General features: G+C 52.1%; 1 rRNA gene. It reads left to right on the top strand.

From position 1 onward, the window contains the following. Positions 1 to 65 precede the first annotated feature (65 nt). Positions 66 to 520: ribosomal RNA gene (locus tag HMPREF3151_RS12125) — 23S ribosomal RNA — on the top strand; the annotation flags it as partial.

Genomic DNA, 520 nt, shown 5'->3' with positions numbered 1-520 from the left:
ATAGTGGACGCGAGTATCTTTCTTTTTTGTGTTTTGGTGTTTATACCTTGATTGTTTGTGTGTCCGTGTGTTTTGTTACGGGCGTATGGTGGATGCCTTGGCATGCTGAGCCGATGAAGGACGTGTGAGGCTGCGTTATGCCTCGGGGAGTTGCCAACAAAGCGTTGATCCGAGGATGTCCGAATGGGGAAACCCAGCACCAGTTGTGTGGTGTTACCCGCAGGTGAATACATAGTCTGTGTGGGGGTTGACGCGGGGAAGTGAAACATCTCAGTACCCGTAGGAGAAGAAAACAATTGTGATTCCGTGTGTAGTGGCGAGCGATAGCGGATGAGGCTAAACCGTGTGCGTGTGATACCTGGCAGGGGTTGCGTGTGCGGTGTTGTGGGGCGTAAATGTTGCAGGCTGCCGACTGCAAGCGCGATGCGCACATATCAGCGGAAGCATCTGGGATGGTGCACCGGAGTAGGTGATGAGTCCTGTACGTGAAGGTGTGTGTGGTTGTGTTGTTTGTGTTTTT

The sequence above is a fragment of the Corynebacterium sp. HMSC05H05 genome, assembly GCF_001807265.1.
In the GTDB taxonomy this organism is placed as follows: Bacteria; Actinomycetota; Actinomycetes; order Mycobacteriales; family Mycobacteriaceae; genus Corynebacterium.
This window is presented reverse-complemented; position numbering and strand designations above follow the sequence as displayed.